Annotated in this window: 25 protein-coding genes; 10 read left to right on the forward strand and 15 right to left on the reverse strand. The window is 37.6% G+C overall.

From position 1 onward, the window contains the following. Positions 1 to 153 precede the first annotated feature (153 nt). On the forward strand, positions 154 to 1,023 hold the full coding sequence (locus ACLI50_RS14705; protein WP_202842068.1) for a cupin-like domain-containing protein: 870 nt from the start codon (positions 154 to 156) through the stop codon (positions 1,021 to 1,023). A 196-nt stretch (positions 1,024 to 1,219) separates the two neighbouring features. On the opposite strand, the gene ACLI50_RS14710 is transcribed toward ACLI50_RS14705, so the two are convergent. Beyond that, positions 1,220 to 1,750, reverse strand: a complete 531-nt coding sequence (locus ACLI50_RS14710) for a GNAT family N-acetyltransferase (protein ID WP_411414108.1) — start codon at positions 1,748 to 1,750, stop codon at positions 1,220 to 1,222. Between the two features lie 126 nt (positions 1,751 to 1,876). On the opposite strand from ACLI50_RS14710, the gene mutS reads away from it, so the two are divergent. After that, positions 1,877 to 4,468 carry a DNA mismatch repair protein MutS gene (gene mutS, locus ACLI50_RS14715; RefSeq protein WP_343640969.1) on the forward strand — a complete coding sequence of 864 codons (2,592 nt, stop codon included), beginning with the start codon at positions 1,877 to 1,879 and terminating at the stop codon, positions 4,466 to 4,468. 218 nt (positions 4,469 to 4,686) lie between these two features. Here mutS and ACLI50_RS14720 read toward each other — a convergent pair whose 3' ends face one another. From ACLI50_RS14720 to ACLI50_RS14735, 4 genes are all read right to left on the reverse strand, one after another. Further along, entirely contained in the window at positions 4,687 to 4,854 is a 168-nt protein-coding gene (locus ACLI50_RS14720; RefSeq protein WP_202842062.1) for a bacteriocin, read from the reverse strand. Between the two features lie 154 nt (positions 4,855 to 5,008). Continuing rightward, positions 5,009 to 5,167: a hypothetical protein gene (locus ACLI50_RS14725; protein WP_162800871.1), complete on the reverse strand. Its 159-nt coding sequence runs from the start codon at positions 5,165 to 5,167 to the stop codon at positions 5,009 to 5,011. Between the two features lie 42 nt (positions 5,168 to 5,209). Then, a complete protein-coding gene (locus ACLI50_RS14730; protein ID WP_343640964.1) occupies positions 5,210 to 5,371 on the reverse strand; it encodes a hypothetical protein in 162 nt (53 codons plus the stop codon). Between the two features lie 121 nt (positions 5,372 to 5,492). Further along, positions 5,493 to 6,338, reverse strand: a complete 846-nt coding sequence (locus ACLI50_RS14735) for a hypothetical protein (RefSeq protein ID WP_343640962.1) — start codon at positions 6,336 to 6,338, stop codon at positions 5,493 to 5,495. A 135-nt stretch (positions 6,339 to 6,473) separates the two neighbouring features. On the opposite strand from ACLI50_RS14735, the gene ACLI50_RS14740 reads away from it, so the two are divergent. From ACLI50_RS14740 to ACLI50_RS14750, 3 genes are all read left to right on the forward strand, one after another. Continuing rightward, a complete protein-coding gene (locus ACLI50_RS14740; RefSeq protein WP_343640960.1) occupies positions 6,474 to 6,959 on the forward strand; it encodes a TlpA family protein disulfide reductase in 486 nt (161 codons plus the stop codon). A gap of 13 nt (positions 6,960 to 6,972) precedes the next feature. Continuing rightward, entirely contained in the window at positions 6,973 to 7,629 is a 657-nt protein-coding gene (locus ACLI50_RS14745; RefSeq protein ID WP_202842055.1) for a thioredoxin family protein, read from the forward strand. A gap of 71 nt (positions 7,630 to 7,700) precedes the next feature. Continuing rightward, complete coding sequence (locus ACLI50_RS14750; protein ID WP_411414109.1) at positions 7,701 to 8,102, forward strand: ribosomal maturation YjgA family protein; 402 nt, start codon at positions 7,701 to 7,703, stop codon at positions 8,100 to 8,102. A gap of 18 nt (positions 8,103 to 8,120) precedes the next feature. Here ACLI50_RS14750 and ACLI50_RS14755 read toward each other — a convergent pair whose 3' ends face one another. The 5 genes from ACLI50_RS14755 to ACLI50_RS14775 are packed head-to-tail and all read right to left on the reverse strand — an operon-like array spanning position 8,121 to position 12,649. Beyond that, the gene (locus tag ACLI50_RS14755) at positions 8,121 to 9,041 is read right to left on the reverse strand and encodes a YARHG domain-containing protein (protein ID WP_411414110.1); all 921 of its coding nucleotides are present in this window, start codon (positions 9,039 to 9,041) and stop codon (positions 8,121 to 8,123) included. After that, entirely contained in the window at positions 9,038 to 9,676 is a 639-nt protein-coding gene (locus ACLI50_RS14760) for a DUF2306 domain-containing protein (RefSeq protein ID WP_343640955.1), read from the reverse strand. Before ACLI50_RS14760 ends, ACLI50_RS14755 begins: the two co-directional genes overlap by 4 nt. Positions 9,677 to 9,682: 6 nt before the next feature. After that, positions 9,683 to 10,102: an energy transducer TonB gene (locus tag ACLI50_RS14765; protein WP_202842047.1), complete on the reverse strand. Its 420-nt coding sequence runs from the start codon at positions 10,100 to 10,102 to the stop codon at positions 9,683 to 9,685. A gap of 14 nt (positions 10,103 to 10,116) precedes the next feature. Next, positions 10,117 to 11,415, reverse strand: coding sequence for an alpha/beta fold hydrolase (locus ACLI50_RS14770; RefSeq protein WP_411414111.1), 1,299 nt, complete (start codon positions 11,413 to 11,415; stop codon positions 10,117 to 10,119). A gap of 31 nt (positions 11,416 to 11,446) precedes the next feature. Then, the gene (locus ACLI50_RS14775) at positions 11,447 to 12,649 is read right to left on the reverse strand and encodes a BaiN/RdsA family NAD(P)/FAD-dependent oxidoreductase (RefSeq protein WP_202842043.1); all 1,203 of its coding nucleotides are present in this window, start codon (positions 12,647 to 12,649) and stop codon (positions 11,447 to 11,449) included. Positions 12,650 to 12,763: 114 nt separating this feature from the next. Here ACLI50_RS14775 and ACLI50_RS14780 point away from each other — a divergent pair, with 114 nt between their 5' ends. The 5 genes from ACLI50_RS14780 (at position 12,764) to ACLI50_RS14800 (ending at position 17,922) form a co-directional block, all read left to right on the forward strand. After that, positions 12,764 to 13,258 carry an acyl-CoA thioesterase gene (locus ACLI50_RS14780; protein ID WP_202842041.1) on the forward strand — a complete coding sequence of 165 codons (495 nt, stop codon included), beginning with the start codon at positions 12,764 to 12,766 and terminating at the stop codon, positions 13,256 to 13,258. A gap of 95 nt (positions 13,259 to 13,353) precedes the next feature. Then, positions 13,354 to 14,406, forward strand: a complete 1,053-nt coding sequence (gene thiL / locus ACLI50_RS14785; RefSeq protein ID WP_202842039.1) for a thiamine-phosphate kinase — start codon at positions 13,354 to 13,356, stop codon at positions 14,404 to 14,406. A 299-nt stretch (positions 14,407 to 14,705) separates the two neighbouring features. Continuing rightward, positions 14,706 to 15,527: a helix-turn-helix domain-containing protein gene (locus tag ACLI50_RS14790; RefSeq protein WP_411414112.1), complete on the forward strand. Its 822-nt coding sequence runs from the start codon at positions 14,706 to 14,708 to the stop codon at positions 15,525 to 15,527. Positions 15,528 to 15,694: 167 nt separating this feature from the next. Next, positions 15,695 to 16,915 carry a multidrug effflux MFS transporter gene (locus ACLI50_RS14795; RefSeq protein WP_411414113.1) on the forward strand — a complete coding sequence of 407 codons (1,221 nt, stop codon included), beginning with the start codon at positions 15,695 to 15,697 and terminating at the stop codon, positions 16,913 to 16,915. Between the two features lie 98 nt (positions 16,916 to 17,013). Further along, positions 17,014 to 17,922 (forward strand): DUF6268 family outer membrane beta-barrel protein, encoded by a 909-nt coding sequence (locus ACLI50_RS14800; protein ID WP_395972127.1) that lies wholly within the window; start codon positions 17,014 to 17,016, stop codon positions 17,920 to 17,922. A 53-nt stretch (positions 17,923 to 17,975) separates the two neighbouring features. Here the strand turns inward: ACLI50_RS14800 and ACLI50_RS14805 are convergent, their stop codons facing one another. The 5 genes from ACLI50_RS14805 to ACLI50_RS14825 all read right to left on the reverse strand — a co-directional run bounded on the left by ACLI50_RS14805 (position 17,976) and on the right by ACLI50_RS14825 (position 22,816). Next, complete coding sequence (locus tag ACLI50_RS14805; protein ID WP_395972129.1) at positions 17,976 to 18,710, reverse strand: LytR/AlgR family response regulator transcription factor; 735 nt, start codon at positions 18,708 to 18,710, stop codon at positions 17,976 to 17,978. After that, positions 18,700 to 19,761, reverse strand: a complete 1,062-nt coding sequence (locus ACLI50_RS14810) for a sensor histidine kinase (RefSeq protein WP_411414114.1) — start codon at positions 19,759 to 19,761, stop codon at positions 18,700 to 18,702. The genes ACLI50_RS14805 and ACLI50_RS14810 overlap by 11 nt, the downstream gene beginning before the upstream one ends. 78 nt (positions 19,762 to 19,839) lie before the next feature. Further along, positions 19,840 to 20,433, reverse strand: coding sequence for a porin family protein (locus ACLI50_RS14815; RefSeq protein WP_110009040.1), 594 nt, complete (start codon positions 20,431 to 20,433; stop codon positions 19,840 to 19,842). Between the two features lie 245 nt (positions 20,434 to 20,678). Next, the gene (locus ACLI50_RS14820; protein WP_411414115.1) at positions 20,679 to 22,268 is read right to left on the reverse strand and encodes a DUF3472 domain-containing protein; all 1,590 of its coding nucleotides are present in this window, start codon (positions 22,266 to 22,268) and stop codon (positions 20,679 to 20,681) included. Between the two features lie 296 nt (positions 22,269 to 22,564). Next, positions 22,565 to 22,816, reverse strand: coding sequence for a hypothetical protein (locus ACLI50_RS14825; protein WP_041461961.1), 252 nt, complete (start codon positions 22,814 to 22,816; stop codon positions 22,565 to 22,567). Between the last annotated feature and the right edge of the window lie 83 nt (positions 22,817 to 22,899).

Consider the following 22,899-nt stretch of genomic DNA (forward strand, 5'->3'; position numbering starts at 1 on the left):
CATTTCATAAAATCTTTTTATGAAATGATGTATAGGCGTTTACAGACAAATATTAACTTCCAGCATCTATCCTCCAGCTTCCCTCGCTTTTAATCTAAATTTTCTCAGGTTTCAAAAAAACACTATTTTTATTTCGCATTAAATACAAAGTACATGATCCTCGAAAACGTAGATATTGTAGATGATATCAGTAAAGAAGATTTTCAGAAGAATTATTTTAAAAAGCAGAAACCTCTTTTAATTAAGAATTTTGCCAGCCGGTGGGAGGCTTTTGACAAATGGAATCTTGCCTATATCAAAGAAAAGGCAGGAGATCAGGAAGTTCCTTTATATGATAACAAACCGGCTGATGCCGCCAAAAGTTCTGATGCTCCGGTGACCCGGATGAAAATGAAGGACTATATTGATACCATCAAAAGCAAACCTTCAGATCTGCGAATTTTTTTCTATATCATCACAGACAGGCTTCCCGAGTTACTGAAAAATTTCACCTATCCTGATCTTGGAATAAAGTTCTTTAAAAGACTGCCGACTTTGTTTTTCGGTGGAAGTGAGGCTCATGTTTTAATGCATTACGATGTGGATTTAGGTGATTTTATGCATATCCATTTTGAAGGAAAGAAAAGGATTTTATTATTTGATCAGAAGCAGTCGCCCTTTTTATATAAAGTTCCTTTGTCTGTGCATACCATTTACGAGGTTGATTATGAAAATCCTGATTATGAGAAATTTCCGGCACTGAAATATGCCAAAGGATACGAAATCTTCATGGAGCATGGTGATGCCCTCTTTATTCCAGGAGCATTCTGGCATTTCAACAGATATCTTGAACCTGGGTTTTCCCTTTCTTTAAGAGCGCTTCCCAATAAGCCCAATGTCTTTGCCAGTATGCTGTACCATGTCTTCATTATGAGGTACACGGATAAACTGATGCGAAAACTTTTCAAAGCTAAATGGGTGAATTACAAGCAGAAATGGGCCTATAAGAAAAGTTCAGATGCTTTGGAAAAGCACCTTTCTTAATGATAAGAATTAGAGTTTAGATAATTTTTAACGCATTGAACGCTAGTTTAATGCTTATCTGTTTATAAAGGGTCGCAAAGGCGTTTCACTCAGCGAGGAAAGCACTTCAATTGCTAAATGAAATGCCTTTGCGAACGAAAATAAGAAGCATCAATATCAATTTTCTTTGCTTCTTAGCATTAAATTTAAAATCAATTTATTTATTAATAAGACCGAAGATCGTTGCATCTACAAATTTCCCTTTTTCAAAGAAATAATCTTTCAACGTTCCTTCTTTGCTGAAATTTAAAGAAGATAACAGCCTTTCAGAAGAAATATTGGAAGGATCTATGAAAGCATCTACACGGTGGAGCCTCATACTTTCAAATCCATAGGTCAGAATCGGAAGAATCGCTTCTTTCATATAGGATTGCTGCCAGAATTTGGGATTGAGTTCATAACCAATTTCAGCCCGGAAATGCTCTTTGTACCAGTTGTGATAGCCGCAGGTTCCAATAACTTTTCCATGGGATTTTAGTTCCAGAGCCCATCTGAAACCTTTTCCTTTTTCGAATTCACTGTTAAAATGCTGGATAATGCGCCGGGAATCATCTTCGGTTTTGAAGGTTTCCAGGTCATAATATTCCATAACTTCATCCAGAGAAAAGTATTCAAACAGGTCCTGGGTATCATTAAAAGTAAGCTGGCGCAAAATAAGCCTTTCAGTCTCTAAGACAGGAAATTCCATAAATAATGTGATTTGACAGGCGAAAAGTACGATTAATTACTGATAAAGAAAAGTCGGGAAGATTAACCCTTAAACAATTCTATTACCCTGAATTTATTTTTTTAAATTTGGGGCTCATTTTTTACTATGGCAAAAACGAAGAAGGAAACTCCATTAATGACTCAGTATAATACCATCAAGGGTAAATATCCGGATGCGCTTTTACTTTTCAGAGTGGGAGACTTTTATGAAACTTTTGGGCAGGATGCCGTGAAAACATCCCAGATTCTGGGTATTGTTCTTACCAAAAGAAATAACGGCGAAGGAAGCGTGGAACTGGCTGGTTTCCCACATCATTCCATAGATTCTTATCTTCCCAAGCTGGTAAGAGCCGGGATGAGGGTTGCAATCTGTGATCAGTTGGAAGATCCTAAAATGGTGAAAGGAATTGTAAAACGTGGTGTTACTGAATTGGTTACGCCTGGTGTTACTTTCAATGACCAGGTTTTGAATTCTAAAAAGAACAACTTCCTTCTTTCATTACATAAGGAAAAAGAGAAGTACGGAATTGCTTTAGTAGATATCTCCACAGGAGAGTTTCTGGTAAGTGAAGGAAACCTGGAAAAGCTTTTGCACATTGTCAATACTTTTGACCCGAGTGAAATTATTTTCCAGAGAAGCACACAGATTCCGGAGCAGATTAAAAATAAAAATGCTTTTAAGCTTGAAGACTGGGCTTTCCAATATAATTTTGCCTATGAAAAATTAACCAATCACTTTAAAACCAATTCATTAAAAGGGTTTGGAGTGGAAGGTCTTCCACTGGCGATTACAGCAGCAGGAGCTATTTTTGCATATCTCGTAGAAGATACCCATCATAATCTGCTGGCTCATATTACGAAACTGCAGATCATTCCTCAGGAAGATTATCTGATGATGGATAATTTTACCCTGAGAAACCTTGAAATTGTTTATCCAAGCAACCCACAGGGGAAATCTCTGCTGGATATCATTGATAAAACATCTACTCCGATGGGAGGAAGATTATTGAGAAGGAGAATTATCCTTCCTTTAAAATCTGTGGATGAGATTATGAGGAGACTTTCCCTGATTGATTTCTTGAACGAAAATGATCCTCTGAAATATGAAATCTGCCAGCTTCTGAAATCCATTTCAGATCTTGACAGGTTGATGGGAAAACTGGCCGCAGAGAAAATTTCACCTAAAGAACTTGGGTATTTACGCCAAAGTTTAATTAATATCCATAAAATCAAAGCGTTATTGCATCCTCATGCAGATGTGCTGGCGTGGTTAGAGCCTTTATTTGATCTGGAAGAATTGATTAAATTCCTGCAGAATCATCTTAACGAAGAACTTCCGGTAAGTATTGCCAAAGGAAATATCATTAAAGAAGGCGTTTCTGAAGAGCTGGACCGACTGAGAAATCTTCAGAGCAAAGGACGGGGTTTCTTAGATGAAATGTGCCAGAGAGAGATTGAAAGAACAGGAATTACCAGCCTTAAAATTGATTTTAATAATGTGTTCGGATACTATATTGAGGTTCGGAACACTCACAAAGATAAAGTTCCTGATGACTGGGTAAGAAAGCAGACTTTAGTAAATGCTGAAAGATATATTACCGAAGAATTAAAGGAATATGAAAACCAGATTCTTGGTGCCGAAGAAAAAATAGGCGTTCTGGAAACATCACTGTACAGAAATGTATGTGGAGAAACAATGGTTTACATCGATCAGATTCAGGGGAATTCCAATATTATTGCCCAGCTTGATGTGGCTGCGGGATTGTCTGAACTTGCTGTATCTGAGAGTTATACAAAGCCCGTTTTGAATGACGGTTATGCTATAGATTTAAAAGAAGCAAGACACCCGATCATTGAAAATGCACTTCCGTTAGGAGAAAAATATATCCCGAATGATATCTTCCTGGATAAGGATTCTCAGCAGATTATCATGGTAACAGGACCTAACATGGCCGGTAAATCGGCAATTCTGCGTCAGACAGCTATTGTATGTCTTCTGGCACAGATCGGAAGTTTTGTCCCTGCAAAACATGCGGAGATCGGGATGCTGGATAAAATTTTTACAAGGGTAGGTGCTACCGATAATATTTCTGCCGGAGAATCTACTTTCATGGTAGAAATGAACGAGGCAGCCAATATTCTGAACAATATTTCAGAACGAAGCCTGATCTTATTAGATGAAATCGGCCGTGGAACTTCTACTTATGACGGAGTTTCTATTGCATGGGCGATTGCAGAATATCTTCATCAGCATCCAACGCAGGCAAAAACATTATTTGCTACGCACTATCATGAATTGAATGAAATGACCGTCAATTTCGAAAGGGTGAAAAATTTCCACGTTTCTATTCAAGAAAACAAAGGAAATATCATTTTCCTGAGAAAGCTTGTTCCGGGCGGAAGCGAACACAGTTTCGGTATCCACGTGGCAAAACTGGCCGGGATGCCTGCCAAAGTGGTAAACAGGGCCAATGAAATTCTTAAAACACTTGAAGCGAGCAGAACTCAGGGAAGTGGAAGTACTTCAGAAAGCATTAAAAGAGTGACAGAAGAAAATATGCAGCTTTCATTCTTCCAGCTCGATGATCCTGTTCTGGAGAATATTCGTGAAGAACTAACGAAAATAGATATCAATACGTTAACACCGATTGAAGCTTTAATGAAGCTGAATGCGATAAAAAAAATGATTGGAGGGTAATCCAATCATTTTTTTAATGCTAAAAGTCTGATTAGCAGCAGTAGCCGTCACTGCCCCTCGGGCCGATAATAAGGAAGTGGCTGACTCCTCTTAGTTTGCATAATCCTTCAGCGCAGGCAGCTGCCCCTCCGTTGATTTCCTTGAGCTCAGCTTTGTTGAGTTTCCTCGTTTTCAGGTTTGAATTTTTCATATTCCTTGTTTAAATAGTATAAACCTGGTTAACAACAAAATCCATCCTGCATGCCGGGAACTCCGTATCGCTCTTCTCCGGTATTCGGATCTGTGCAGCTTATCACTCTTGGGCAGATCGGTCTGTTGGCTCCCCCGCTGATCTCTTTCAGCTCATTTTTGCTAAGTTTTCTTTTCTGATTTTTTGAATTTTTCATAATAATTTTAATTTGGTAAAAGCTAATTTACAAGTTATTTTAATAGCTGCAAAATATTGTGATTCAAATTGTTAACTTTTTGCAAAAGATTTCTCCTTCACAAAAAAAGATTGAGGCCGCACCTCAATCTTAGTATCTAACAAAGCTTTTGCTATTAACAGCAATATCCGTTTCTTCCTACGGGCCCGATTACATATTCCCCGTCACCTCTGTCGCAAAGTCCTTCCGGGCATACAACAGGTCCATTACCTCCGTTAATTTCTTTCAGTTCGCTTTTTGTTAATTTTCTTTTCTGAGCGTTTGATTTTTTCATGATGATTTGATTAGGGTTATTGTTTTATTTAATTTGTATACATTAACAGCAGAAACCGTCTTTTCCTACAAGACCCGGTACCGGTTCGACAGAGTCAGGCAGCATGCAGAATCCACGCAGACACCTTGGAGAAAATGCTCCTCCGTTAATTTTTTTTAATTCACTTTTTGAAAGCTTTTTGGGCTGAATGTTTTGTTTTTTCATGGTAATTTAGTTTTTGATTCAACCCAAATATACAAAACCATTCATATAATTCTATCAATTGTGATAAAATTAACATATGTGTTAATGAAAACAAAAAGAGCGCCTTAAGCGCTCCATTGTATTATAAATGATTATATTCGTAAGTGTTCATTTCACTATTTGTTACCCCAGTTCCTGTCTTATTATAGTATGTTTTGACATTCTTTGTAGGATATCCGCTGCTATTATACTCATAAACGCATTTAAAGATTCCCCATTCCCCACTTCCTGCTCCGTTGTTATAATTAAGAACATGATTATAACTTAGTATATTGTGTACGGATCCGTTTTCATCTTCCGTATCAATAATTTTTAAAAACCCTGTTATATTTTTAAAAGGGACATTTTTGGTATCATACACAATAGGTTGTAAAGCACCTGTTGCACTGTGAAAACCGCCTGTATTACTGGGTACTGATGCCGTTTCTGTCCAGCTGCTAAGAGAACCGTCGGCATTTAATGTGGCCGTTTTGCTGCCTGTTCGTACGGCTGAAGATCCGGTAAAGCTTGCTGTATACGTGATTTTTACACTATTACCGGAAAGATAGTTATAATTGGTTTCTACCGTAGAAATAGTTCCGGACGTAAGGTAAGTCTCACTGTATGTTTTTTTGCTCAATCTGCTGCTTCCATCATAAACATAGGTTGTTTTATAGCTGGTGCTTGAACCCGTTGTTACCTGCTGGGTAATCAGATCTCCTGAATAACTGAAAGAGGTCACTTCACCATTGGTAATGTTTTTAATCTGGGAGATTTTTGAGCCATTGTAAGTATAGGTTGAGGTCTCTCCGTCCGCAACCATTTTTGTTACTAAAACCGGGCTGTTATCATTATTATTTTGATTGTTGTTGGATGAATCTGTATCATCATTGCTGCTTGAGCAGGATGCCAAAAAGAAAACTGGCAGCAGTAAATAAGCTTTTTTCATGGTTTTAATTTAAGCCGTAAAAATATCAAAAAAATGAATCAATGGACAAATAAATTATTCTTTTGTAAGAAATTGATCCAATAGGTGAATTTTATTTTTGTATATTGATGATTTGTAGTTGTTTGTATTTTAAAAATGAAAAATATAGTAAAAATATCAGCCCTGTTTTTGTGCTGCTCGGTTTTCAAAGCCCAGCAGACGGAAGTTTCTGTCGTAAGATATGAAGACCTGGAGAAGCGTATTCAGCAGGAACATGATAAATTGCTTGTTGTGAACTTCTGGTCTACAACCTGCGGTCCATGTGTAAAAGAGCTGCCTCATTTTATGGAAGTAAATACTAAATATGCAGGTAATCAGATGTATAAGATGATTCTGGTTTCATTGGACAGGTCAGCTGATAAAGAAAGAGTAATTAAATTCATTAAAAATAAAAACCTTACTGCTGAAGTACTTCTGTTGGATGATATCAAAAGAATGAATACCTGGATTCCAAGGTTTGAAAAAGACTGGGACGGGAATATTCCGGTAACGCTGTTCTATAAAAACGGATCAAAAATCTATTTCAACGACGGTGAAATGAGCAAAGAAGATCTCGAAAAAACAATTAAAGAAAACCTGTAATAAATAATCGATTATGAAAAACCTGAAAATTGTAATGACCGCATTTGTCGTTGGGCTGGGATTACTGAACTTTACAACGAAAGATGATCATAAGACTACAGATAAGAGCGTGAATGTTTCATCTGTAAAAGGCTACGAAATAGGGGATGAAGCCACTGATTTTAAGCTTAAAAATATTGACGGGAAAATGGTTTCGTTAAGTGATTTCAAAAGCGCAAAGGGATTCATTGTAGTATTTACCTGCAATCATTGCCCGTACGCAAAGAAATATGAAGACAGGATTATTGAGCTGGACAAAAAGTATAAAGCTCAGGGATATCCGGTCATTGCCATCAATCCGAATGATCCCAACGTACAGCCGGAAGACGGTTATCAGCAGATGATTGAAAGAGCAAAGCAGAAAGGATTTACTTTTCCCTATCTTGTAGATGAAGGGCAGAAAATTTATCCACAGTACGGAGCAACAAAGACACCGCATGTTTTTGTACTGAAAAGAGAAAACGGAAAGAATATCGTAAAATACATTGGTGCTATCGATAATAATTATGATAACCCGAATGATGTATCAGAATATTATGCACAGGATGCAGTAAATGCTCTGATCAAGGGGGAAATGGTGAAAACATCTAAAACTGTAGCCATCGGATGTACAATTAAAGTGAAGAAATAATATATTTGTTCCTGTAAAAATAAATCGGTGTTCATTGAATACCGATTTTTTATGCCTAATACCAATTTGAAATGAAATTCCAATTCAGCCTGAAATATCTCCTTCTTACAATTTTTATTTTTCTGGCAGAAGTACTGATTGCCACCAAACTTAATGATATTTTCTTTGTGAGAGCTTATCTTGGAGATGTTATTGTGGTCATGCTTCTTTACACGTTTGTAAAAAGTTTTGTAAAAGTAAATGATCAGAAGCTGATCCCGGGAATTCTTATTTTTTCCTTTGCGGTAGAATTTGCACAGTATTTCCATATTGCAGAAAAACTAGGCTTCCGTCCTGGAAGCCTGATGTATATTGTCATTGGAAACTCTTTTTCCTGGATTGACAACCTTTGCTATGCCATAGGCTGTCTGCTGCTCTATATTTTCGTAAAGATGACAAACAGTGATGGCTTAACCTCAACCCCTAATCCCTGATTCCCTACAACCTATTCTCTATCTGCCAAAACTATCATATTTATCCTCTGCATATTTGGTAAATCGGTTCAGTAAAGCCACATTTTCTTTTTCCAGAGGAGAAAGATCATTGTCCACATTATTAGAAACGGGGATATACCAATCTGTCTGCTCAAAGAAATTTCTGTAGGTTTCTTTTTTGAAAGAGTAACCATGTCTTGCAAATACAGAGTTTTTGATGATCTCGAGATCCAGTTTTCTTAAGTTTTTAAGGTCTTTTTCTGTGAGTTTCTGCTTAGATGCATTCAGCTTGAAAATTGCTTCAGAGGCTATACGGTTTTTAGAGGTTTTATAGCTTTCTGTTTTTCCGGTCTCTTCATCGGTATACTTTTCGGTAAACTCTTTCGGGTTTGACCAGTCTACGAGGTCAGAATCCTTATCCAGCATGAAATTCGGATTGTAAACAAACTCTTTTTTAGTCAGTTTAAGCGTTTTTGAAGGTGCTTTAACACTTGTTTTATCAAAAGCATTCCACTTTCCGGTTAAGCTGTCTCCCTTTAATTTTACTTCAAATCTTCCGTCTGTTTTGTCATTGCCCGGTTCATCAAGCACAAAAGATGCCGTGGATTCATTGAAAACACCTCTGAACGGGCGCTGATTCCCATTTACGATACTTTGTCCATATACGCTATCCTGGGTGATTCTGTTGATCTTTAAAGAAATCCTCTTGTAGTTGCTGACATCATATTCTGAGCCGTCTGTTGGGTCAACAACCTTTTCCATGCCGGCAAATTCACCGGTATAAATTCCGTAATATTCTTTGTGAACCTCGGGGATTATCACAGAGTCTTTCTTTGCAGTCAGAGAATCTTTTCCTGATTCAGTAGTCTTTCGCTCTTTTTTGCAGCTTAACAGAGAAACTGTAAGCAGGGAAATCAATGTGTAATTTAGAATTTTCATATAAGTTTTTTTGTGATTAAATATTCAATAATAAGGATGTTGGGAATCCAGCCCAGCCATGCAATGATCTGATAAACATCCATAGGATTGGGATGAAATAAATATACAATAATTACTTTCCACATTCTCAAGGTAATAGCAGATAAAGTAAAAGCAAAGCTCCGCCACATCCATTGTTTGTGTTCTTTGAACCTTTTCTGTCTCGCCAGCAGATACGCTTTCAACGTTGAAAACCACCATAAAAATCCTAAAATAACAAAAGAAATTTTTGACAGAAGGCCTCCGTTGGCAAAAACTCCCATATAAATTCCTGAAGGTGCTGCAAAAATCAGAATGAGAAAAATATATATTTTTCCCATATTCCTGTGGAAATTTTTTACACCAAAATTCTTTCTGAGGAGGGCAAGAAAGCCTGAAAGAAGTACAAAAATACTCGTATAAACATGAGTATAGAAAAACGAAAGATATTCCGGTCTTTCCAATACTTCTGTCTGTTTAATCATCAGAAAGCTGACTTCAGGATTATAAGGAATATATTCTAATGTAATCTCAAGCATCAGCCAAAAGAAATACCCGAACCCTAAAACTAAAAGGGTTTTAAAGAAAAAGGCAGTATTTCTTTTGGCAGAGAGCATCGGCTGTTAATCAAGTTTTATCGTAAGAGGAAAAGTATAATAGCTACGGGCAATACGACCCTTGGATTCTGCTGGTTTCCATTTAGCTTTCAGAGATTTTATAGCTCTTTCTATTTCTTTATTGAAATCGGCATTATCACCAGTTACTGTGATATCTTCTATTTTACCTTTGATATTAACTATAAACTTTGCCCTCGCTGTGATTGTTCCTTCTATTCCTCCCACATTTATTTTTTTCGTCCTTATTCTGTCAGCAATATCTTTTCGAAGTGCCATCCATCCTCCGGGATATTCTGCAGATTTTGAGTCTTTCGACAAAACATGCTCTTCAGACTGATCTTTAGCCGGTAGAATTTCAGTTTCCTTTACCTGAGAAAATGCGAACCCAAATCCAAGACATAAAATGAATGTTATTATTTTTTTCATGATTTGGTTTTTAGTTATTTATTTTCAAAGAAATCAAGCACTAATTCATTGAATAATTCCGGTTTTTCTTCAGGAACATAATGATTGGCATTGGGGATAATAGCTAATTGTCCTTTTGGGATGGATTCTGCGATTTTTACCGTATGTTCTGTTTTTATAAGATCATTATCACCAGCAATGATTAATGATGGGCACTGAATTTTATTCAGGTCTTCATATTTCCATTGAGGATACTTCAAATCCAGATTCAGAAGATCAATAAAGATGTCATTTTTATGGTCTTTGTTCTCTTTAGTAAGGCTTACAAGCATTTCTTTCATGGATTTTAAATCATGATCTTTCACTCCTTCCGGAAAAATATTGGCTCCTGAACAGGCAATTTTGTCTACCATTTCGGGGTATTTCATGGCCATAGACAGTGCGAGAATTCCTCCGTCACTCCAGCCCAGAATTTTTGTTTTTTTGATGTTGAGCTTCTCTAAAAACTGCTTAAGATCCTCTGTCTGAATATCAAAAGTAAGTTCTTTTGTTTTGTCATAAGTAGACCTTCCTCTTTCGCGGCAATCGACAATTATCACTTTATATTTTTTAGCAAAGGTGTCCTTCTGGTTCATAAAGGCACTGATGGATTGGCCATTGCCATGAAGCATAAGAACCGGCTCACCTTCTCCATAGACTTCATAATATAATTTGATACCATTAACATCCATAAATTTTCCTTCCGGCATTGTTCCGATAATACCACGACCTTTGATCAACAAAGATTTGTTGCCACTGAATGGATGATAATCCGAAGTTTCAATGGTAAAATGTTTTACGTGCTTTATGTTCTGAGAATGGATTCCTTCAAACCAGCCGCCGGATGTGATATCTTTCTCAAAACCTGAGTTTTCCAAAGGGATTTCAATCCACTTTTTTGACTTTCCATCATTAACTTCCAGCTTAAAATCGTCAAAATAAAAATCGCCGTTGTTTTGTGCAAAAGCTCCGATAGTCATGGTCTTCGCAGATGGATTGATGGTTCCCTTTATTTCGTAGGTTTTCCATTCATGGGTTACCTGGATTCCATAATATTGATTTTCAAAGAAACTTGTAGAGTCATCTTTATTATTTATTCTGCTCCATAATCCACAATTGGAGCCATTATCCTCATTATCTTTTCTGATTTTTGCCGTTATACGGAAGTTCCAATTCTGTTTATGCTCTATATTGACAGCTTGTGTGAATGATGTCCAGTCAGAGATGATTGTTTTTTCCTGGCTGTATCCTAAAAAGAACCAGAGTAAAAGAAAGAAACCGAAATTTTTTTTCATGTATTTAGTTTTTATTAAAAGTAATCATTTTTTACAAGCTGTTAAGATCCTGTGCAATCAGCCATCCTTCACTCCAGCATGCCTGGAAATTGAATCCTCCGGTCACGGCGTCAATATTCAGAACTTCTCCGGCAATATAGAAATTGGGAAGTAATTTGGAAGACATGTTTTTGAAGTTAATTTCCTTTAAATCAATGCCTCCGGCCGTTACGAACTCGTCTTTAAATGTCGATTTTCCGGTTACTTGAAACTTCTTTTTGCAAAGATTTTCCAGAACTTTCTGCATTTCTTTTCCGGAAATATTAGCCACCTGTTTGTTGAGATCAACCTTTGAGATCTCTAAAATTTTCTGCCAGAACCGGTTGGTAATATCAAAGATCTTAGATTGTCCGATGGTTTTTTTAGGATTGCTTTGCTTGAAATTCTGGAACATTTCTTCCGCTTCATCTATTTCAACAGAAACGAAATTCACTTCAATTTCAAAGTTATATTTCAACTTTGCCAGGCTTATCGCTTCCCATGCAGAAATTTTCAGAACAGCAGGCCCGGAAAGCCCCCAATGCGTAATAAGCAAAGGTCCGCTTTCTTCAGTTTTCAGCTTAGGAATAGAAATTCCTGCATTTTCAAAGCTTGTTCCCGGAAGATCTTTCAGCAATTCATCTTTAATATTGAAAGTAAAAAGGGAAGGGACAAGGTCTACAATCTTATGACCCAGATTTTCAACGATTTTCAACGATTTTGGCGAACTTCCGGTCGTATAAACGATATAATCTGCTTCAAAATCACCTGAATTGGTTTTCACTATATATTTTTCGTCCTGTTTTTCAATCTCTTTTACCGTACATCTTGTCTGCACAGTGACATTTTTCTTTTGAGTTTCATTCAGGAAAGTATTGATGATAGTCTGGGAAGAGTTACTTTCAGGAAAAGTTCTGTTATCATTTTCAATTTTCAAAGGAACATTACGCTGGTCAAACCATTCCATGGTATCACCAGGCTGAAATTTAGTAAAAACACTTAGCAATTCTTTATTTCCACGGGGATAAAATTGAACCAGTTCTCTTGGATCAAAGCATGCGTGCGTCACATTACAGCGTCCGCCTCCGGAAATTTTAACTTTCTGAAGGACATCTGAGTTCTGTTCTAAAATCGTAATAGTATATTTCTTTTCGTCAAGATTAGATGCGCAGAAAAAGCCTGCAGCACCGCCTCCGATAATAATGATCTGTTTCATGTATGGGTAATCCTATGCGGAAGATTATTTTTTCAAAAGTACAATTTTTATAAACCATCTTATTTGAGTATTTTTGAAGATTATAATTTTAATTATATCAAAAACGATTTTCATATGATTTTCTACCATAAATTTGAAGTAAGATGGAGCGACCTTGATGCCAATAAGCACCTGGCCAATTCATCATATGTGCAATATTGTGCACAGGCCAGAATGGCTTTTATGACTAAAGAGAAAATGGGGGTTACCCAGCTGAGCAGATGGGGAATCGGCCCGGTGATCCTGCATGAAAGATATTCTTTCTTCAAAGAGATCTATGCTGATCAGACGGTAATCGTAAGTGTGGAAATAGACGGATGTGCAGAGGATTCTTCCATCTACCGTTTCGTACACAAATTCTATACACCGGACGGAATGCACTGTGCCACGGCAGAAGCTACAGGCGTATGGATTGATATGATGCTTAGAAAAATGACCACACCACCGGATGATGTAGTGGAAGCAATGAATAAGTATAAAACCCCGGACACTGTTGTATTATCGAAAGAAGACTTCAAAAAGTTTCCTTTCCACCCGCACAATATTGACCCGGCAGAACTTACCCAATAATTCAAAGTTTAAAATTCAAGGTTTAATGTTTAAAGTTTGAGAAGCAATTTTTACATCATTCATACTTTTTACATTGGACATTAATACAAAAAATCATGTTTGAAGATAAATCACAGGAGCTGACGCCCATTTCAAAATTAGGAGAATTTGGTCTTATTAAACATTTGACAGAGTATTTTCCGTTATCCAATGAATCTTCAGAACTTGGAGTAGGAGATGATGCGGCGGTCATTAATCCAGACAGCAAAAAAGTAGTTCTAACAACAGATGTACTGGCGGAAGGAGTTCATTTTAATCTGGGTTATGTTCCTTTAAAGCATTTAGGATATAAAGCGGTGGTCGTGAACCTAAGTGATATTGCTGCGATGAATGCGACACCTACACAGATATTGGTTTCCCTTGCGGTATCCAACCGTTTTCCTGTGGAAGCTTTAGAAGAAATCTATTCAGGAATTCAGGCTGCTTGCGGAAGGTACAAAGTTGATCTGGTTGGAGGTGATACAACAAGCTCCAATTCAGGGCTGGTGATGAGCATTACGGCTGTAGGAATTGAAAATGAAGAAAACATCGTAAAAAGAAGCGGAGCAAAGCCGAATGATCTGCTTGTAGTAACAGGAGACTTAGGTGGAGCCTATATGGGATTACAGATTCTGGAAAGAGAACATGCGGTTTACCTTGCTGATCCGAATATGCAGCCTGAAATGGAAGGCTATGATTATATCCTGGAAAGACAGCTCAAACCTGAAGCAAGAACAGACGTTAAAACAATCCTGGAAGAACTGGATATTAAACCAACTTCTATGATTGATATTTCAGATGGTCTGGCTTCCGAAATCCTTCACCTTTCAGACCAATCCAAAGTAGGTTTCAGATTGTATGAGGAAAAAATTCCGTTGGATAATCTTACCATCTCTACGGCAGATGAAATGAATTTAAACCCGGTAATGACTGCTTTAAGCGGTGGTGAAGATTATGAACTTCTGTTCACGATTTCACCGAATGATTTTGATAAAATTAAAAACCATCCGGATTTTACCATTATAGGACATGCCGTAGAAAAAGAAGATGGAAACTTTATGGTAGCAAGAGGATCCAACCAGCTGGTAGCGCTCACCGCTCAGGGATGGGATGCTTTTTTAAACCAATAAAATGTATACTTTTACAGTACTACCATGTTTAGTAATTATAACGTTTGTAATAGTTACTTTATATAAACATTACATAAAAAAACGAAATCAGAACTTGAAAGAGTCTTTCGTTTTTGTCTTATTTTTTGTGAGCATCTGGAGCTTAATTTATTATTTTGTTTTCAGCTGAACGAAAGGTAGGCCGGAAAAGCATATCAATAAAATTGAAAAATTATATTTAATTTTAAATATTGTAAGAAAACCGCAGCACTTTTTTTGCTGTGGTTTTTGTTTCCAGTTAATTATTTTACACCATAATAATGATTACGCCTGAAAAAGAAATTCCCGTTCACCATCTGACCTCTGAAGAGTTTCAGATGAGTACACTAAGCGCAGCGGGCCCGGAGAATTTTCATGATGTTCACCGGCATAATTTTTTTGAAATCATCTGGTTCAGGGAAGTGTATGAAAACAGCCGCTTGGAACTGGATTTTGAAAGCTATAAACTGGAAAATAATCAAATCTGTATCATTGCACCCGGGCAGGCATTCAATATGAAACTGGAAGGAGAGGAAGGGTATGCAATGGCGATAAGCAGGGAAATTTTCACCGAAGTATGTGATATAGAATCAGTACTTAACGGAGGTGAGCTTCCCTTTTTTTTACATCCAAAAAACGAAAAAACCTGCAGTACAATCATATCTCTGATGGAGCAGGAGTATACGACAACATCAAGAACAGCGCTTTTAAAGGCCTATCTGAAAGCATTTTGCATCATCATCGGGGAGCAGATTATCCCTCAGGAGCCTTTATTGAATGACCGCCAGCGTATTCAGGAGCTGGTGGGACTTATTGACAAACATTATATAGTGCATAAAGAGACTGGTTTTTATGCCGGTCAGTTAAAGATAAGTACCCATCATCTTAATGATATTGTGCGCCATCTGAGAGGAACGACTGTAAAAAAGATGATTTCTCAGCGTCTTGTCCTCGAGGCGAAAAGAGAGCTTAGCTTCGGAGCGCTCACGGTGAAGGAAATTGCTTTTAAACTAGGATTTAACGATGCTTCATATTTTTCAAGGTTTTTCAAGAAACATACGGGGCAAAATCCCGACAATTTTAAGAATAATGAAAAAAGATAATCCTCAATATTTACCACAATAACGGGGATAAATTAATATTTTTCATTTGTTTTTCAGTTTAAATCTTCAGTTTGTCCTATACTTCCTTCAGTTCTTTTATTGAAAAGCGATGCTTTTTACAGCAATTTTGCAGCTGAAAAATCGCCTGCGAAGGCTTATTGTTATTTATGAAGAAGAATTTAAGTATTGTAGTGTTTATTCTTGCACTGCTCAACACGCTGGAGTCGTTAAGTATAGATCTTTATCTTCCCGCTTTCCCAAGTATGGCCGAAATCTTTAAAACGGATATCGGGCATATTCAGGTCTCTATTTCGGCGTTCTTTGCCGGATTTGCATTCGGGCAGCTCTTGTGGGGACCTTTATCTGATAAAAAAGGGCGTAAACCAATGCTGTATTGCGGGCTTTTACTTTTTATTATCGGAGCTACAGCCATCTATTTTACCTCGGATATTTATGTTTTGTGGGCCATGCGTTTTCTGCAGGCATTTGGTGGAAGCGCCGGGATTGTGATCGGAAGGGCTATTATTATTGATCTCTATGATAAGCATAAAGCAGTCACCATCTTTTCGCAGCAGTCGCAGATCAGTGGAATCGCACCCATTGTGGCCCCGCTGTTGGGAAGTGTATTCCTTAAATTCTGGGGCTGGAACAGTTCATTTGCTTTTTTATGCATCATGGGACTGATCACATTTTTCATGGTTTATAAGTATGTACCGGAAACCAATACCAGAATCAAGCTTTCCGATGATGAAATACCGGATGAAAAAGGATTAAAGGATCAGCTGAAAATGATTATCTCCAACAGGGATTTTATCAACAGTACCATCGTGGGAAGTATCGCGTTTGCCTCTTTGATTATTTACATCTCCAATGCCCCGTTTTTATTCATGGAGATCCATGGGTTTTCGAGCAGCACATTCAGCTTTATTTTTGCTTTTAATTCTTTAGCATTGATAACGGCAGCTTATATTACGCCTAAACTGATCAAAAGAATAAGCAATTCCACCCTTTTATTCGCTGCTACCATTGTGTTGCTGGTGGTATGTACACTTCACATATTGATTGCGGCTGAAAATCTTTCTGTAGCATTGGAAATTGCAATGCTGTATCTGTCATTGCTGGCCATTGGTATATTATTTCCCATCACATCAGCTCATGCCTTATCGCCATTCAAAGAGGGAAGAGGAACAGCTGCTGCATTACTTGGTTTTATGCAGCTGATGGTTACATTTTTAATGTCAGCTTTACTTGGCTTTTTGGAAACGGATTCTATTATTCCAATGGTGGTAACGCGTTCTGCTATGGCGTTGATTGCTGTATGGTTCGGGTATCGTATCTTTAAGACTCAAAAAGTGACTGCAGCATTGGTTGCCCAACCTGGAAATTAATCCTCGTATTTGATCCTGTTGTCATACAATCCGGGCACTTAATCAAGTAATTTTTGTAAAAAATAGCCAAAGGGTTCTCTTTGCATAAAATTTAAAATATGAAAAGAACCCTTTCGACAGCTTTATGCTGTATATTACCATTAGGATACTGGATAAATGCACAGTCCGGGCTCTCTGCAGAGCTTAAAACAGAATACATTCCTGCATCCAATTACATCCGTCCGGAAGACAGTACAAAGACCAATTCCAAAAGCGATTTTAAAAGAGTAGATCTGAATCTAAGCATTCCTTTGTCTGTAAAAAAAGATAATGATGGAAAAGTAAGGGCATGGTCTATGCTGCTGAGCGGATCATACGCAAAGATGACTCACAAAAATTACGAAACAGCATTATTTCCGGATCAGATGCTGAACGCACAGGTCGGAATACAGCATATGAGACCGCTGGGTAAGAAATGGAGTTTGATGATGACGGCATCCGTAGGAGTATATACAGACCTTGAGAAAATAGATTTCGATGATGTACTGGGGCAGGGCGGAATTTTGTTTATCAGGCATTTTAATCCAAACCTTTCGTTAGGAGCCGGGCCGGTGCTAACTACTGCTTTTGGGGTCCCTATGATTTTACCATGGATTTATTTCGACTGGAAGACCAACGGAAAGATTAAATTCAAGATCAACTTCCCGGAAGGAATGGAAGCCGGATATCTTTTCTCGGATAAATTTGCTTTAAAAGCTGTTGTGGAACTGAACGGAATGACGGCAGAGAGAAATATAAACGGAAAATCGATGTTGTTAGGGTATCAGCAGATCACCGCAGGGCTCAGACCGGAATTAAAAATCAATGACAGGCTCACCGTACGTCTCACGGGAGGAACAGCGATATTGAGAAGCTTTAGTGAAAATGACCGGAAAATCAGCAGCATTTTCAGAGACAAAAAAATAGCTGATCCAAGATTTTCAAGTACATTTTACGCTGCAGTATCATTACGCTGGAATCTGCCATAAAAAACAGCCGGAAACGGGGAATGTAATAATTTCCGGTTTCCGGCTTCTTTCAGTTACTTACTGATTAATTTCTTATAAACCACTTGGTTAAGCAATTCTTCTTTGCGGGTCCGGGAGATGGGAAGCTCAATTTTATTAATAAAAAGACGTCCTCCGGAAATCATATCAATATGGGTAATATTGATGAGGTATGATTTATGAATCCTGAAAAAATGATCCGAAGGAAGTGATTCTTCAATCGCTTTCATCGTCTGATGGATAATCAATGATTTATCTTTAAAATGAAGCCTGGTATAATTCTGCATACTCTCAATGTACAGAATATCAACCCAGGAAACTTTAATGAAAGTATCAGACTGTCTTACATACAGAAAAGGATCATCCAGCAAAGTGTTTTTTTTCAGCTTTTCACTGATGATAAATTGCTGCTGAGCCTTATTTACTGCCTGGTAAAACCGGTTGAAGGCAATGGGTTTTAAAAGATAATCAACCACCTGCAGCCGAAATCCTTCCAGCGCATATTCGGAATAAGCGGTAGTGAGAATACATAAAGGAGGATTCTCAAGCTGTTCCAGAAATTCAAGGCCCGTAAGATAAGGCATATTGATATCGAGGAAAAGAAGGTCTATTTCACTCTCCTTTACCTTTGCGTCGGCTTCCAATGCTGTTGCGCATGTTCCTTCAACCGATAAAAAATCAATCTGACCGGCCAGTTCTTTAAGATGGAATCTCGCCAGAGGCTCATCATCAATAATAAGGCATTTCATTTTAGGAATATTAGAGCTCATAACTGTCGGATAATGTTAGTATTAATGTTATTCTAAAGATGTGATTATCGGATTCGATTTTCAGATCATGGGAGTCCGGATATTGTAATTTTAAACGTTTTTTTACATTTTGAAGACCGATTCCGCCCGTTCCGTCCTTCTTTTTATAGATTGCCATATCCGAATAGGAGTTTTCGACATAAAAATACAGACTGTTATTCTTTTCTTTACAGGAGATTTTCACATAACCTTTATGTCCCGGAAGCCTGCAAACGTATTTAAATGCATTTTCTATGAAAGGAACCAAAAGTAGTGGAGCAATAGAAGCTTTTCTGTTATTGATCTGCCATTGGGCTTTTACGTCCAGCTCGTTTCCCCACCTCAGTTTTTCTACCTCAACAAGGTTTTGGAGATACTCAATCTCTTTATCCAAAGGAACCAGTGGCTGGTTGCAATGATACAGCTGGTACCGTAGAATATCCGAAAATTTCATCAGTAAAAAATCGGCAAGCTGGGTATCTGTTTTCATCAGGATATGAATATGATTCAGGATATTAAATACTACATGCGGGTTGATCTGATCCTGCAGAAGCTTGAGCTGGTTTTCCAGATGAGCCTGCTGAAGGAGAATATGATCACGCTCTATTCTTCCATGTTCATTATAAAATTTTACACCACACGCTGCTCCGTTGATCAGAAATGAGGCAGGCAGGGACATATAAAAGCCCTTCCACAAAAAAGGTAAATGATCTCTGAAGTTGTCCGGAAGCTCATCTTTGGGTTCCACTTCAAGATAGGTGAATATAACGGAGAAAACCAGACTAAGCATGAAAATCACCATGACCAGCTGTATCAGGAACAGTTTCATTTTCTTTTCCCGAAGTGCTTTCGGAAGAAGCTTATTGGTTAAAAAGTGAGTAAATGTAAACGAAAATGCCGCAATGATCGCAGCCTGGGTCATCGCAAGATAACTTTCTGTTGTACTCTGGAAATTAAACCACAATACAATCGCTAATACAAGCCAGAAAATAAAAGTAAATATGTATTCTTTTGCAACAAAAGATTTTGTCATGGAATTGGAAATAGGTTGATAAAAAAATTAGAAACTGCAGGGAAAACAGTTTCTAATGGTAAAGATAATTTAAGTTTTTTAGAACAGGAAATAACCTATCCCAAGGGAGAAACTGTGGGGTTTGGACTTAAATTCTTTACTGATGCTTGTAAGGCCGGTTTCATATCTCAAATCTACCGTGAAGTTCTTATAATCTAATCCTACACCTCCCGTAATGCCAATATTGGATTTGTCAAACTTTTTAAATCCTTCATGAAGGGCCTGAGACGCAGACACTTTATTGTTGAAAGCATAGCTGTAAACGCCTCCGGCAAATACTCTCACATTAAAGTCATCTGCTTTAATCAGTTTATATCCTACTACCACTGGAATATCAATAGCGTTCCATGAAAGTTTTGAAGAGCTTCCGTCTTGGGACTGGTATGATGTTTTTCTTTTGTTGAACAGAGCTTCTCCCTGCACATACAGTTTTCCGATATCCACTCTTGTCATTACACCTGCCTGATAACCGAATCCGTATTTCCCTTCTAAAGAAGATTCCGTGGAGGTTTTTGTAAAGTTTGCCCCTCCCTTTACCCCAATGTGAAAAGCCGGAGTCTGCTGTGCTTTAGTTTCCATACTGCAAAAAATACATAATAGCAATGCACTTAAAGCGAAAAATTGCTGCTTCATAATTTTATTATTGTTAAAAATCTGATGCAAAACAACAACTATGAAGGATGGAATTAAATTTTATTTGATGAATGGCAGAGATGCTTTGACAAAGATCTGTTTTTAGGTGAAAAATAAAACCGGAAGTTGTCATACTCCCGGTTTTTATTATTTAATAACGCAGCCTTTCTTACAAGGTGTTTACGTGGTTAAATACGTGATATCTGTGTTTGTTTCTGATTGGAAAGACTAAGCCCGCTTTCCATTTAATTTTTAATAAACTTTAAACTTTTTCTGATGGTAGCACCATCATATATATTGAGCATATAGATACCATCCAGCAATGTTGAGATTGATATTTCCTCTCCGTTTGTATGTCCGGTATTAATTATTTTACCCTGCACATTCATGATGCTGTACGAAGCCTGCTTACCTTCCAGTCCGTTTACCTGAATGAAGCTATGAGCAGGATTCGGGAACAATCTGATAGGATCTGTGTTTTCAGGAGCCGCTGCAGAACGCTGTTGTATGGTGCCGGTATTATTGCAGTACGGCAAAGATGATAGATTAATATTTGGAGCCTGAGCAGGTGCAGTAACGCTCAGCAACGTATTTACCGGAGTATATTCATTGGTAAATCCTCCGTTTCTTAAGAAAAATTTATTATTCACAGTTCCTCCGGAAGCATCCACTCTCTGATTGGCGGAGTAAGTAGCATCCACAGTAAAATTCGCTTTTGAAACCGGCATCCATTGTCCCTGTGCGGTTCTTATCCACTGGTTTCCGAATTCAGCCCTTCTGCCCAGATAACCATTTTCAGGCTCAAAATTTTCTACAAAACTGTAAAATCCTTTTAAGTAAGTATTGGTATAAGGTCTTTTCCAGCTTGCAATCAGTTTCCAGTTACCGGCTGTCGGTTCAAAAAACCAGGCTGTATAATCTGTACTGCCTGCTCCATCCGGATTTGCTTTCAGCAGAAATTTATAGGTAAGGCCGGCTTTCCATGGAAATTTCAGGTAGCTTTGCCCTCCAGAGCCTTCATTACCGAATTCTCCAATGGTAACATTCTCCCCTTTACAGTTTAATTTTATCTTTTTATCATCAGGAATTGAATCAGGGTTGTCTGTTGCAAAGGGACTCCATACTGAAAATAAGATACGTCTTTCCTGGGCAGTATTTACCTGCATTCCAAAATATCCTTCTCCAAAACCGTTCACCATAAAATAAGATCCCACCTTATCCTGGCCAACAGGCACCGTTACTTCATTGTAGTAGTAAGAAACATTCTCAGAAGTAGGAATAACATAGCCCAAGTGGCATGAAGGGCCTCTTCTTGCCCAATAATAGTAATCCGGATTGTTAGAGAAAACAGTATTTCCTGATGCTGTAGGTCCGTCAATCAGCAGATCAGATATGCGCCCGAAATAGAGTCCGTTTTTGCTGACACCCTGCAGATCTACTTTTACATATCCTGCGGGTACATAAAAGCTTCCTGCAGAATAAGTATTAAAAGAGGTTCCCTTCATAAAGATTTTGTGTGAAACTCCATTGACAGTAACCTTAATTGTGCTGCTTTTATCAAAAAATACTTTTGCGATTACTTTAATGTTTAACGTTCCGCTGCTGCTTACTTTAAAATAGGTGCTTACTACCGCTTGGGAACTTGTCCAGTTTGTCAGTCCGTAATCGGTAATCTTCTCCGTCCCATTACTTACCGGGCGGGTTATAAAGGCATTTCCTGCAAGAGGAATTTTGTAAGTTTCTCCGTTACAGGTAATGCCTGATCCTGAAGCCGATACAAGATTGGCCGCGAAAAAGAATGTAATTAATGAGAAAATAGATTTTAATACTTTCATTTTTGTGATTTTTAATAAAAATAATAATGTAAAAGATTATAATCGAAAGAAAATTGAAGTAATTTCAAATTTGATATAAATTCACTTATACAGGATTTTTTTTGTTAAAAATATTTTGATTTTAAGACTGTTAGATTTAAAAATAAAAGAAGTACTAGCGCATTTTTTTGACCATAAAGAGTGTTTTTTGAGATTTTTGCATAGATAAATGACAAAATTCCATAGAAGAGGTATCATTTTGAATATAAATGATAATAATATAAAACCGGAAGTAATACTACTTCCGGTTTTTTTATTTAATAAGGCTGTTCTTCACAAATAGAAGGAGGAATGCATCCGCCAGTGCCTCCACCACCAGGATTTCCACCACCGCCAACAGCGATGCATTGCCCCGGTGTTCCGTCTTCATACATTTCACAGGCTTTTCCCCATGCACACTCACAGTCACTCTGACAGTTATAGGAATCTCCGCCCATATGGCACTCATTTCCTCCGCTGCCCAGAATGGCAGATAAATCTTTTCTCAAAAGTTTTTTCATTGTTTTCATGATAATTGGTTTTAATGTTATTGTTTACAATTGTAGTTGATTGTAAATATAATAAAATTGACTTAATGTGTTGTAAATGAATT

The sequence above is a fragment of the Chryseobacterium cupriresistens genome (assembly GCF_046614675.1).
Classification (GTDB): domain Bacteria; phylum Bacteroidota; class Bacteroidia; order Flavobacteriales; family Weeksellaceae; genus Chryseobacterium; species Chryseobacterium cupriresistens.